We start from the raw sequence: 12125 nt of genomic DNA on the forward strand, positions 1-12125 counted from the left end.
AATATACCTTGGGTACAAAAAAGAATTTCATGGATAACTTAGTGATTGCCGGTAAAACCTATACATCCCGCTTACTGGTTGGCACCGGTAAATACAAGGATTTCAGCGAAACCCGTGCAGCCGTTGAAGCCAGTGGTGCTGAGATCATTACCGTCGCGATCCGGCGTACGAATATCGGGCAAAATTTTAATGAACCCAATTTGTTGGAGGTTTTGCCGCCCTCGCAATACACCTTATTACCCAACACAGCGGGCTGCTATACCGTTGAAGACGCGGTGCGCACACTACGCCTGGCGCGTGAATTACTAGATGGGCACAGTCTGGTCAAACTGGAAGTGCTGGGTGATCCCAAAACACTGTACCCGAACATGGTGGAAACCCTGAAAGCCGCGGAGATTCTGATCAAGGAGGATTTTCAGGTGATGGTATACACTTCGGACGATCCGATTATTGCCAAACAACTGGAAGACATGGGTTGTGTCGCCGTCATGCCGCTGGCTTCGTTGATTGGTTCGGGCATGGGCATTTTGAATCCGTGGAATCTGCAAATCATCATCGACAATGCCAAAATCCCGGTATTGGTCGATGCGGGTGTCGGCACGGCTTCAGATGCAACCATTGCGATGGAGTTGGGTTGCGATGGCGTGCTGATGAACACTGCGATTGCTGCAGCTAGAGACCCTGTATTAATGGCATCCGCGATGCGTAAAGCCGTTGAAGCCGGACGCGAAGCGTATTTGGCCGGACGCATGGCGAAGAAACTCTACAGCGCCAACCCCAGCTCACCAACGGATGGCGTCATCGCCCGCGCGGACACCACTACAAAAAAATCGGCAACGGGTAAATCCGCTTGAGTGCTCAACTTGTTGTTGCCATTTAGTTGCTGATGCAACAAACCATCCGCAGTTTTGTGCTTCGTCAAGGGCGCTTATCCAATGCACAACGCCGCGCCTGTGAAACTTTGCTGCCTCAGTATGGCATTCCTTTTGGCGAGAACCGGATAGATCTAAATCAAATTTTCGGCCGCCCGGCACCTAAAATTCTCGAAATCGGGTTTGGTATGGGCGAGAGCACCGCAACTATCGCAAAAGCGCATCCTGAAAATGATTATCTTGGAATTGAAGTGCATACGCCCGGAGTCGGCAGTCTGCTCAATCAAATCGAGCATCTCGAATTGACGAATTTACGCATCATTCAACATGATGCCGTCGAAGTACTGCAACACATGCTGCCAGCGGAATGTTTAGATGGCGTTCACATTTTCTTTCCCGATCCGTGGCCAAAAGCCAAGCACCACAAACGCAGATTGATCCAACCGGCTCTGGTTACTCGCTTGTGTGAGCATTTAAAAACAGATGGGTATATCCATGTGGCCACCGACTGGGAAGACTATGCCGTACAAATTCTTCAGGTTTTAAGTCAGGAATCCCGGCTCGCCAACACCGCGGCAGATTATGCACCAAGACCGGAATACCGGTCATTAACCAAGTTTGAACAAAGGGGAATCAAACTTGGTCACGGTGTATGGGATTTGATTTTTCAGAAAAACTGAATTACCGATGTTTGTAGCAGAAATTCTGTTCAAGTGCAGAGAGCTGAACTACTCATATTCCTTGTATTTTATTGTTATCAAAACCCCACTTAAGCGGGTCTTCAATATTTTCAATACTGTCCGTTCCTTTTGATAAATCTAAAATTTCTACTGGAATATGCGCGTTCGCTCGCGTAGAAAAGAAAATCTTAATGATGGGTGCTGTCAATTTCTTCTGGGATTGTTCAATCACCACGCCCAATCGTCCGGATTTGAGCTTTACCAAAGTACTGGTCGGATAAATACCAATGGTTTTAACAAAAGCCTGAAAAATCTTCTCATCAAAATGACCGGCCCATGTCGCCATTTTGTGGATTGATTCAGCAGGCGACCATGCAGGCTTGTAACAACGGCTTGAAGAAACGGCATCATAGACATCACAAACCGCCCCCATACGTGCAAACAAAGTAAGCGCGTCGCCGGATATTTTTTCCGGATAACCTTGCCCATCCACACGTTCATGATGATGCAAACAAACATCCAAAGCTGTTTCATGAACTTGATAACAGGATTTGAGGATTTCCCAGCCACGCTGTGGATGACTTTTTATAATTGCGAACTCATCATCCGTCAATTTTCCTGGCTTATCCAGTACTTCACTGGGGATCGCCATTTTCCCGACATCATGGAGTAGCCCAGCAACACCGGCTTGTCTGAGCTGTTCACCACTTAACCCTAATTGTCTTCCCACTGCAACCATCAGCATACAAACCGCAACAGAATGTAAGTAAGTATACTCATTGACAGTTTTTAGCCGGATCAAGCTGAGTAATGCGTTCGAGTTCCGTTCCATGGATTGATTAATCTCATCAACCAATGATACCGCTTCCTCGATTTCAAGCGCTTTACCCATGCGAACATCGCTGAACATGGTCGTAACCGCTTCTTTTGCCTTTTTATGTATTTTTTTAGCAGCGTCCAGCTCTTCACCTACCGAAACTTTTTTAGCTGGCCGTGGTGTTTCAGTTTTTGGTTTATCTGAGTCAGGATTAACAACAGTTGTAGTTTGCGTTTGTTCGCTTACGGCAACATCAAGACCTTTACTGGTATCAATCCATATTTCATCCAGGGGACAACTCAGGAGCTTATCCAAATCTTTCTGCTGATCCAGCAGAAATGATTTCCTCCAAAACGGATGCTCTAACCAGTTCCCCTTAATTTCATGAATATACATTCCCAGTCGAACGTCACCAGCTTGCACTTTTTTTATCATAGAACTCAATATCGAAAGTAGAAAAGAAACAGCGGATTCAGGAACCTACCACCCCAGCTTATGCTGACAAATTAAATCAAAATACCCCAACGGATCCTGAGTTTTAAAATGGTCTCATTAGTAACGGTCAACCCAAGAATTTATAAAGCAATATAATGACCTGATGCCACTCTTTCTTTAAATTTCAGAGATGAATCATGCAGCTTCAGTGTTTCTTTTGCTCAGTCCGGTGAACTTCCGTTTCTTCTATAATTTGTGCATCTTCGATAATAACCGTGTGATCTGCCTCAGCCTGTCGATTTATATCATCGGGTTGTTGCATTGCATTTTCAATTTTTCTGCGCAGCCACCAGAAGCGTATTCCAACCACCACGACAGCCACTGCAAGTAAAGCAAGAAAAGCCGCAAAAAAGAAAATGCCCAACACAACCATAAGCGCAACAACCGGGATGAGTATTGCAATGGTGATCCAGCGGTTAACCGGAGAAACCGGCACACGGTGAAATTCTCCCGATTCATTTTGACGGTATTCAGAAACCTTGCTGATAACTATTTTCCTTTCTTCATCGTTCATTGCATCAGCTCCTCTATTTCGGCTATGGTTTTAGGTGCTGCCAGCGTCAAAAGTTCATAGCCGGTTTGTGTGACGATCACATCGTCTTCGATTCGTATCCCGATATTCCAGAAATGTTGCGGAACATTATCCGCCGGGCGGATATAACATCCCGGCTCAACGGTCAGCACCATGCCGGGTTGCAGCAGACGCCAATCGCCTTTTTGTTTGTACTCACCGGCATCATGCACATCCATTCCCAGCCAGTGCCCAGTCCGGTGCATATAAAAGCGTTTGTAATCTCCCGATTCCAGCACGGCATCCACGCTGCCCTGACATAATCCCAGATCAATAAAGCCTTGCGCCAATACATGTAAAGCAGCTTTATGCGGATCGTTCCAGTTATTTTCCGGTTTCACTTGAGAAATGGCCGCGGCCTGTGCCGCCAAAACCAGTTGATAAACATCCTTTTGGGCAGCGGTAAATTTTCCATTAACCGGGAATGTCCGCGTAATATCCGATGCATAGCCATCCAATTCACAACCGGCATCAATCAGTAATAAATCCCCCGATTTCAACTCGGCATTGTTCTCCACATAATGTAACACGCAGGCGTTGGCGCCACCGGCAACAATGGATGTGTAGGCTGGCGCTTGCGCACCGTGCCGGTAGAAGGTGTAAAGCAATTCCGCTTCAATCTCATACTCACGCATTCCCGGACGGGTTGTCTGCATCGCACGCTGATGCGCCTGGGTCGAAATATCTGCCGCCCGCTGCATTATTTGTAATTCATCCGTCCCTTTAATCAGACGCATTTCATCCAATAATGCACGGTAATCATGAATTTCACCCGGTGCAACCACACCCGTGCGCGATTGTTCCCGCACTCGGTTTAACCAACCGACGATACGTTGATCCCAGGCATGATCCTGTCCCAATGCAGTATAAACAGCAGGCTGATCCGCCAATAGTTTAGGGAGCAATTCATCCAGTTTGACAATCGAATACGCTTCATCAAAACCAAACGTCTCTTTGGCAGCTTCCGGACCATAGCGAAAACCATCCCATATCTCGCGTTCCATGTCTTTATCGCGGCAAAACAGAACATGCTTTGCCGGTGTTTTTTCTGTCGCGGCAATGAGCACCAGCACAGCCTCAGGCTCGCGAAAACCGGTCAAATAATAAAAATAGCTGTCAAACCGGTAAGAATAATGTGCATCCCGATTACGCAACCGTTCCGGAGCCGTTGGGACAATAGCGACACCGCCATGCATCTTGGATGCCAAAAGCTGCCGACGCGTGATAAAAGGTTGAATGTGTGTCATAGCGAGATACTTTGAATTTTTAGACTGCGTCCATTGTTGATCATTCTAATTGAGACTTGAGTTGCTGATCCAGTAATCCAAGCCGTTCCGGCGTTCCCACATCAACCCATTGCCCGGAAAAATATTCACCGCTTACCTTTCCTGCTTGCATTGCCTGCCGCAGCAGCGGCGCCAGTTTTACCGGAAAGCCTGGTTTTATTTCGTTAAAAAGCTGTGATTGGTAAATACCGACACCGCTAAAAGTCAGTTTGTTATCTCCAGTCAGCATCACCTGATCTCCCTGCAACACAAAATCACCTTCGACATGATGCGGCGGATTGCCGACCAAGACAAGGTGTGCAAGCCGCTGGTTTGTACTTGATTGCATCGCACGCATTGTCGGTAATAGCGATGCATAATCCATTTCACTATAAATATCCGCGTTGACAACCAGAAAAGGCAAATTGCCGGATTGGTCCGTCAAAAGCGGTAAAGCATTGGCAATCCCGCCCGCGGTTTCCAATACAATTTTCTCAGGAGAATACTGAATGTTAACACCATACCGCTCCCCATTACCCAAAGCATTTTCGATCATTTCACCGAGATACGCATGGTTGATCACAATATCGATAAAACCCGCGCCTGCCAGATTTCTTAACTGATACTCGATTAATGCGTGACCCCCCGCCTTTAACAAAGGCTTCGGCAAAGAATCAGTGAGCGGACGCATGCGTTCTCCGCGCCCCGCCGCGAGAATCATGGCTTTATAGGGAATAGTATTAGAAGGTGTAGCCAATTTTCTGGTCTGATTCAGCCGGGTTCAGTTCATCCAGCAAGTTCAGCAGCAGATGAAGTTCCCGGTAGCGTTTACAAGTTTTACGTAAATATTCCATCACCAGCGGCAGATCATTCAGATAATTCTCTTTACCATCACGGTAATACAGGCGGGAAAAAACCCCCAAAATCTTAATATGCCGCTGCACGCCCATCCATTCAAAATCCCGGTAGAATTCCGCAAAATCGGTGGACACAGGTAATCCGGCCTTGCGGGCTTTTTCCCAATAACGAATCATCCAATCCAGAATCCGCTCCTCGTCCCACCGGATATAGGCATCCTTAAATAGCGACACCAAGTCATACGTGATCGGCCCCACCACGGCATCCTGAAAATCGATAATGCCTGGATTGGGGGATGTCACCATCAGATTACGCGAATGAAAATCGCGGTGCACCAATACTCTGGGCTGCGCAATATTGTTTTGTATAATTCGCGTAAAAATTGACTGCAGAACGGCTTGCTGTTTTTCCGTTATAGTTACCCGCAAATGTTTTGCGACATACCAATCCGGAAACAAGTTGAGTTCTTTCAGCAATAATACCTCATCGTAACCGGGCAAACCTTCCACCTGTTGCGACAATTGCAGCTTAATCAGCGCATCAATCGCATCGCCATAAAGCTGATCAGCGCTATCCATTTGATTATTGAGTGCCTGCAAGAAAGTCGTATCACCCAGATCAGATAATAATAAGAAGCCCTGATCCAGATTTTTCGCTACTATTTTTGGCACGTGCACGCCGGTTGCAGCCAGAATCTTCGCCACTTGAATAAATGGTGTGCAATCCTCCTGTTGCGGGGGCGCATCCATAGCAATCAGTGTCTGGCCCTTGAAGAAAACACGAAAATATCGCCGGAAACTGGCATCAGCAGACGCTGGTTGCAAAGTAAACGGCTTTTCCGGAAATTGCTCCTTCACCCAATTTTCAAGTAGTCGTATGCGTTCCATTTATGTATCCGGACAATTAACCGTTAATCAAAAAGACGATTCTCCAATGCATAACTGATCAAAGGGAGTGGCCTGGGAAATATCCCCTGCTTCTTAATACTGGAACCCTTCTCAATAACAGTGGATAATCAGATCTTGTAAAGCTTTATCACATTCTGAGATTTTATCACGTCACTATCATCAGCTGATCAAGTGCTGGATCAGTCAACAAGGAGAACAGCAATGCTTAATAAAAATGTAATCGACGAAATCAATGCCAAAGTCAGCGAAGTACTGCACAACAGTCCGGCCAAAGACATCGAAAGAAATATCCGGATGCTGTTATCAGGCGCCTTTACTCGGCTTGATTTAGTAACACGTGATGAGTTTGATGTACAACAGGAAGTTTTACAACGTACCCGCGAAAAATTAATGGTCCTCGAAGGTAAAGTTTCCGAATTGGAAGCGTTGTTAAAAAAATCTACCAGCCTATCACCCTCTCATACCGTAGAAGAAAAACAGGATAGTGAAGATATGCATGAAAAGTAAGTTTATTTAACTTATCTTTTATCATCTTTAAGTGAATTTCTGCTCGTACCAGCACACCCAGGATTACTAGCCCTCAAATGTCACTCGCTGTCCTGTATAGCCGGGCACTTTCAGGGATACAAGCGCCATTGGTGACAGTGGAAACGCATATCGCCAACGGTTTGCCTAGCTTCACCATTGTTGGACTCCCTGATACGGAAGTGAAAGAAAGCAAAGACCGCGTCAGGGCCGCATTGCAAAATGCGCAATTCAAGATTCCTGCTCAGCGCATCACCATTAATCTGGCGCCCGCCGACCTACCCAAAGAAAGCGGGCGCTTTGATTTACCCATCGCCCTGGGAATCCTGGCAGCTACCGGACAAATTCCCAAAGACAAATTGGATCAATATGAATGGGCGGGCGAGCTCGCTCTAACCGGGGAATTGCGCCCGATCCATGGCGCATTGGCGATGACTTACAATGCATCCCAATCCGGCCGTAGTTTTGTATTACCTCAACAAAATGCCGCGGAAGCTGCACTGGTAAATAAAGCCACCATTTATGCCGCCAAATCACTGTTACAGATCTGTGCGCATCTGAGCGGACGCGAACCCTTACAAATTTACAAAAATCTATTCAAAAACAACACCGAAAGCGGTGATTCGGCTTATCCTGATTTTGACGAAGTCAAAGGCCAAATCCATGCAAAACGCGCACTCGAAACAGCCGCTTCCGGTGGTCACAGTCTTCTGATGATCGGCCCGCCCGGTACTGGAAAATCCATGCTGGCCTCTCGCTTTCCCGGTATCCTGCCGCCCATGACCGAAGCGGAAGCACTAGAATCTGCAGCCATACAATCGCTCAGTTACGGCAGCTTCAATATCAGCAACTGGAAACGCCGTCCCTTCCGTTCCCCGCACCACACCGCATCCGGCGTGGCACTAGTGGGCGGCGGCAGCCACCCGCGCCCAGGCGAAATTTCACTCGCGATGCACGGCGTATTATTTTTGGATGAATTGGCAGAGTTTGACCGCAAAGTACTGGAGGTACTGCGCGAACCGCTGGAATCAGGAAAAATCACCATCTCCCGCGCGGCACGCCAAGCCGAATTTCCGGCACAATTCCAATTGATCGCAGCGATGAACCCCTGTTTGTGCGGCTATTTTGGCCACCCTAACGGGAAATGTCATTGTACACCTGACCAAGTTGCCCGCTACCGCGCAAGAATTTCAGGCCCATTGCTGGATCGCATCGATATGCAAATCGAAGTTCCGGCGGTGCCGCAGAATGAACTAATGCGACAACAAATAACCAGCGAGAAAAGCAGCACCATCCGCCAGCGCGTAGAAAAAGCTTACCAATTACAGCTTGACCGGCAAGGCAAAACCAACAGTCGCTTGAGCGTCAAAGAAATTGACCAACATTGTGCGCTGGATACCACCAGTGAAACTCTGCTCAAAAATGCCATCAGTCGTTTGAACCTATCTGCCCGCGCGTATCATCGAATTCTTAAAGTAGCGCGAACTATTGCGGATTTATCAGGTACCAAGAAAATCAATAATCAGCATATTGCGGAAGCAATTCAATATCGCAGATTGGATAAGCATTAGGTTTCATGCTGCATCTGCTTTTAAAACCAAATTAGAAAACCTGATATTTGTTTTTTTATTCTTCATTCTAGACCTGACACCGGCTTTCTGACACCGGCTTTCAGGCTTGACAATGTCGCACAATCAAGTGGGTGTGAAACCCGCCTTGGTAACTGCGAGTCGCATTGGTAGGGGATAAAGCCAGCCGTGAAGCTGGGGAGTTCGGAGGCACCCATAGTAGCGATGAACGCTGGCAATTTGGCGGGAGGGGAGTGAAGGGGCACCAGATTGAGATAGAGAATAGGAGAAACATGCCCCGAGACACCGAGCTGACTATGCACTGAACTTGGACGCAAAGCTTGCCGCGCTTAGCCAACAAGTGCGACTGGGTGCCTATCGCCCCCGCCCCGACGAAATATATCCCCAAGGACAATGGCAAAACGCGCCCGCTGGGCATAATCGCATCGTGCAAAATCGCCTGTCTGGGATCTTGCAAGCGATATGAGAACCTGAGTATGGCTTGAAAGGCACTTTGCCAGAAGCTGTAGAGGACGGGCAAAACTGATACGATACGCGGACGACTTCGTGGTCTGCTTCACCCACGAAAAAGATGCCAAGCAATTTTCGATAGCGCTGATCGAATGGCTGGCGGATTTGCACTCGAAGTAGAGCCGAGTAAAACCGCACTGTTGCGATTTAGCAGCTATGCCAAGCGGCACATACAAGAACACATTGCGTACTTTGGTGTCAGCGGCAACAGCCTCAGCCTGAGAACGTATGCCTATCAAGTGAGCCGAGTTCTGCTCAAGGAACACACAAGGGGCCGGTTCGCAGATTGAGAATATTGCCGATGAATTAAGTATATTTTTTGTTTTGTGGTCTTATGATGCGCGCAGTGCTTGCGCTGGATTCACAATTCCGGATCTGATACTGAAAATAATGTCTGTTCTTCTCAAATTTTTAAGGTTTAGCATGAAAATTTTATTGCAACTAGGTCTCACCTCTTTATTCATACTATTGATGACGCAAGAAAGTTTTGCACAAAAACGGATTTATCTGGCACCTGACGATCATACCGATTATATGTGGACGGCGAACGAAGAAGAATATCATGATACTTTTCTGACAATGACCGATTTTTATCTTGACCAGATGGATGCGACAAAGAATAGTCCTCCGCCATACCAAGCGCGTTGGAATGCAGATGGTAGTTTCTGGATGTGGATTTACCAAAAGAACCGGAGTTCTGTACAGTTTCAGAGATTAATAAACCGAATCAAGAGCGGTCACTTCAGCATGCCTCTCAATGCATTGGTGCTATCCAATGGCGGCACTCCCGCAGAAGCTGTTTTGCGCGGAATGTATTATCCGGGACAGATTCAACGTGCATATGACGTTGATTTTCCGATTGCCGTCGCAATGGAAAATCAAACCTTACCATATGGCCTATCATCGCTTTGGGCAGGATCGGGCGCAAAATATTCGTGGAAAGGTGTTTGTGGATGTTCTACGCATGTACCTCACCTGGGAAACCGCGAACGCGAGACTTATTATCTCGGCGGTCGGGATGAAAGTCGCGTCCTGATGAAATGGAATTCTCTTCATTTGCATAATAACGATAATACTTCAATGGGTAGTTATGCCGAAGGACGTAACCCATATACAGTAGTCGATTTTGTCGATACTGATGCTCAATTCAAATCGCGCTATCCTTTCCCAGTCATCGGAATTTTTGGAAAAGGTGAGGACGACCTAATAACAACTGACGATGAATTTATCATTGCCGCAAAACAATTAACGAATGCAAATCGTAAGGTCATCGTATCCAATCAACTGGATTTCTTTCAAGATTTCGAAGCTAATCACGGCGCAGACTTGGAAACCTTTGCAGCCAGCTACGGCAATGAATGGGAACTGTACTCTGCATCCATGTCGGAAGTCTCCGCGCGGGTTAAGCGTGCTCTAGAAAAACTACGTAGCGCGGATGCGTTAGCGACACTCGTTTCACTGCAAGACCCTACCTTTATGGATAGTCGAATTGAAGCACGCAATAAGGCAATGCTCAATTTTGGCTTGTATTATGAACATAATTGGACTGCGGATGGCCCTGTTACGCGCAATGCCCGGGCAGAATGGCAGCGTAAGATCGAAGGTGAGATTACATCGTACGTCAATACGTTATATAGTGATGCAAAAAACCAGCTGGGTACAATGATAACCCGAAGTGGTGCAAATCCAAGATTCTACGTGTTCAATAGCTTAAGCTGGGCACGTACCGATTATGCAGATTTCCCCGTCATCAATCAAAACTTGGTACACGTCGTTGATACCTCCACTGGAGAACAAGTCCCTTCCCAATATGTATTCATTAACGAAAAACCTCATCTCAGAATTTTGGCTAAAGACGTCCCTTCGGTCGGCTATAAGGTATTTGAAATCAGGAATGGCGCAGGCACTTCTTTTCCCAACGCAGCAACCATCAATGGAAATATTATCGAAAACGATTTCTATCGCATTTCCGTTTCAAATTCAGGTGCTATCACGAGTTTGATTGACAAAAAACGCGGCGATCGTCAATTTGTGCGCGCAGTTGAAGGCAAAACGGTCAACGACCTAGGTGGCACTGATGGAAATCTTACAGTCGAAAGCATCGGTGCAGTCAGCGTAACTTTGCAGATAATTTCTGCTGATCCGCACTTGCGTACCACACACATCACGCTGATTCGTGATTCAAACCGCATTGAGATTCGAAATGTTATCACGCAAAATTTCAGCGATATGCTGACATGGAATTATTCCTTCAATATTGATTCACCCGACATCTGGCATGAAGAAGTGGGAGCAGTCATTCGTGCCAAACTTCTGCCAGATGGCGGGCATTATTCACCCAGAAATGCGCGCTATGATTGGTTGACAATCAACCATTTTGCCGATGTATCCGGAGGCGGTGTAGGTGTTACGCTATCAAACGCCGATACGTATTTCATGAAACTGGGCGACAGTACACATACTGTGTTTGATACCGCTACACCACAAATCAATATCCTGGCTGGCGGACAAGTCGATGGCCCTACTCTGGGAATTCCCAATCAAGGCGGCGATTCGTGGTTTCTGCAACGATTCGCATTGCAAACACACGATGCGTTTAACCAAACCTCGGCGATGAAATTTTCGCTCGAACACCAAAACACACTTGTGACCGGCACAGTAACGGGAACAAATCCGGCATACAACGAAAATAAATATTCATTCCTAACGATTTCAGATCCGGACGTTCTACTGTGGGCTCTGAAACCAGCCGAAGATGGCATTAATCAGGGGGTAATCACACGGGTGTGGAATCAAGCCAATGCAGCAAAAAATTATACATTGTCACTCGATCCCGGTATTTTATCGGGTAAGAAAACAACACACATCGAAACCGACATTGCTAATGCCACAATCGTAAACGGAAATTTGTCAGCATCACTCACAGCGAATCAAATACAAACGCACCGGTTACAACCTCGAACTCTTTCGGCGACAATAAATAAACTTACTCAACAATAATGACGCTTTGAGGATTGCGAATGGCAGCAATTTAT

General features: G+C 46.7%; 11 protein-coding genes. 5 read left to right on the forward strand and 6 right to left on the reverse strand.

Features of this window, described 5'->3' with window-relative positions; all coding sequences use genetic code 11:
* The first annotated feature begins 29 nt into the window (after positions 1–29).
* A complete protein-coding gene (locus K2P83_RS02995) occupies positions 30–854 on the forward strand; it encodes a thiazole synthase (protein WP_292926396.1) in 825 nt (274 codons plus the stop codon).
* 32 nt (positions 855–886) lie between these two features.
* Entirely contained in the window at positions 887–1552 is a 666-nt protein-coding gene (gene trmB, locus K2P83_RS03000; RefSeq protein ID WP_292926397.1) for a tRNA (guanosine(46)-N7)-methyltransferase TrmB, read from the forward strand.
* Between the two features lie 52 nt (positions 1553–1604).
* On the opposite strand, the gene K2P83_RS03005 is transcribed toward trmB, so the two are convergent.
* From K2P83_RS03005 to K2P83_RS03025, 5 genes are all read right to left on the reverse strand, one after another.
* On the reverse strand, positions 1605–2804 hold the full coding sequence (locus tag K2P83_RS03005) for an HD-GYP domain-containing protein (protein ID WP_292926398.1): 1200 nt from the start codon (positions 2802–2804) through the stop codon (positions 1605–1607).
* A 205-nt stretch (positions 2805–3009) separates the two neighbouring features.
* Positions 3010–3378 (reverse strand): hypothetical protein, encoded by a 369-nt coding sequence (locus K2P83_RS03010; protein WP_292926399.1) that lies wholly within the window; start codon positions 3376–3378, stop codon positions 3010–3012.
* A complete protein-coding gene (pepP, locus tag K2P83_RS03015; protein WP_292926400.1) occupies positions 3375–4682 on the reverse strand; it encodes a Xaa-Pro aminopeptidase in 1308 nt (435 codons plus the stop codon). Before pepP ends, K2P83_RS03010 begins: the two co-directional genes overlap by 4 nt.
* A gap of 40 nt (positions 4683–4722) precedes the next feature.
* On the reverse strand, positions 4723–5421 hold the full coding sequence (gene murU / locus K2P83_RS03020; RefSeq protein ID WP_292926433.1) for an N-acetylmuramate alpha-1-phosphate uridylyltransferase MurU: 699 nt from the start codon (positions 5419–5421) through the stop codon (positions 4723–4725).
* A 19-nt stretch (positions 5422–5440) separates the two neighbouring features.
* Complete coding sequence (locus tag K2P83_RS03025) at positions 5441–6445, reverse strand: phosphotransferase (RefSeq protein WP_292926401.1); 1005 nt, start codon at positions 6443–6445, stop codon at positions 5441–5443.
* 222 nt (positions 6446–6667) lie between these two features.
* Here K2P83_RS03025 and K2P83_RS03030 point away from each other — a divergent pair, with 222 nt between their 5' ends.
* Positions 6668–6973, forward strand: a complete 306-nt coding sequence (locus K2P83_RS03030) for an accessory factor UbiK family protein (RefSeq protein WP_292926402.1) — start codon at positions 6668–6670, stop codon at positions 6971–6973.
* Between the two features lie 77 nt (positions 6974–7050).
* Positions 7051–8562 (forward strand): YifB family Mg chelatase-like AAA ATPase, encoded by a 1512-nt coding sequence (locus tag K2P83_RS03035; protein ID WP_292926403.1) that lies wholly within the window; start codon positions 7051–7053, stop codon positions 8560–8562.
* 347 nt (positions 8563–8909) lie between these two features.
* On the opposite strand, the gene K2P83_RS03040 is transcribed toward K2P83_RS03035, so the two are convergent.
* Positions 8910–9356, reverse strand: a complete 447-nt coding sequence (locus tag K2P83_RS03040) for a hypothetical protein (protein WP_292926404.1) — start codon at positions 9354–9356, stop codon at positions 8910–8912.
* Between the two features lie 157 nt (positions 9357–9513).
* Here K2P83_RS03040 and K2P83_RS03045 point away from each other — a divergent pair, with 157 nt between their 5' ends.
* Positions 9514–12090 (forward strand): hypothetical protein, encoded by a 2577-nt coding sequence (locus tag K2P83_RS03045; RefSeq protein WP_292926405.1) that lies wholly within the window; start codon positions 9514–9516, stop codon positions 12088–12090.
* The last annotated feature ends 35 nt before the right edge of the window (positions 12091–12125 follow it).

The sequence above is a fragment of the Nitrosomonas sp. genome (assembly GCF_019752415.1).
Lineage (GTDB): Bacteria > Pseudomonadota > Gammaproteobacteria > Burkholderiales > Nitrosomonadaceae > Nitrosomonas.

Coding starts and splice junctions, on each gene's coding strand:
- K2P83_RS02995 (WP_292926396.1), top strand. CDS start 30: ATGGATAACTTAGTGATTGCCGGTAAAACCTATACATCCCGCTTACTG.
- murU (WP_292926433.1), bottom strand. CDS start 5,421: ATGATTCTCGCGGCGGGGCGCGGAGAACGCATGCGTCCGCTCACTGAT.
- K2P83_RS03045 (WP_292926405.1), top strand. CDS start 9,514: ATGAAAATTTTATTGCAACTAGGTCTCACCTCTTTATTCATACTATTG.
- K2P83_RS03025 (WP_292926401.1), bottom strand. CDS start 6,445: ATGGAACGCATACGACTACTTGAAAATTGGGTGAAGGAGCAATTTCCG.
- K2P83_RS03030 (WP_292926402.1), top strand. CDS start 6,668: ATGCTTAATAAAAATGTAATCGACGAAATCAATGCCAAAGTCAGCGAA.
- pepP (WP_292926400.1), bottom strand. CDS start 4,682: ATGACACACATTCAACCTTTTATCACGCGTCGGCAGCTTTTGGCATCC.
- K2P83_RS03010 (WP_292926399.1), bottom strand. CDS start 3,378: ATGAACGATGAAGAAAGGAAAATAGTTATCAGCAAGGTTTCTGAATAC.
- K2P83_RS03035 (WP_292926403.1), top strand. CDS start 7,051: ATGTCACTCGCTGTCCTGTATAGCCGGGCACTTTCAGGGATACAAGCG.
- K2P83_RS03005 (WP_292926398.1), bottom strand. CDS start 2,804: ATGATAAAAAAAGTGCAAGCTGGTGACGTTCGACTGGGAATGTATATT.
- trmB (WP_292926397.1), top strand. CDS start 887: ATGCAACAAACCATCCGCAGTTTTGTGCTTCGTCAAGGGCGCTTATCC.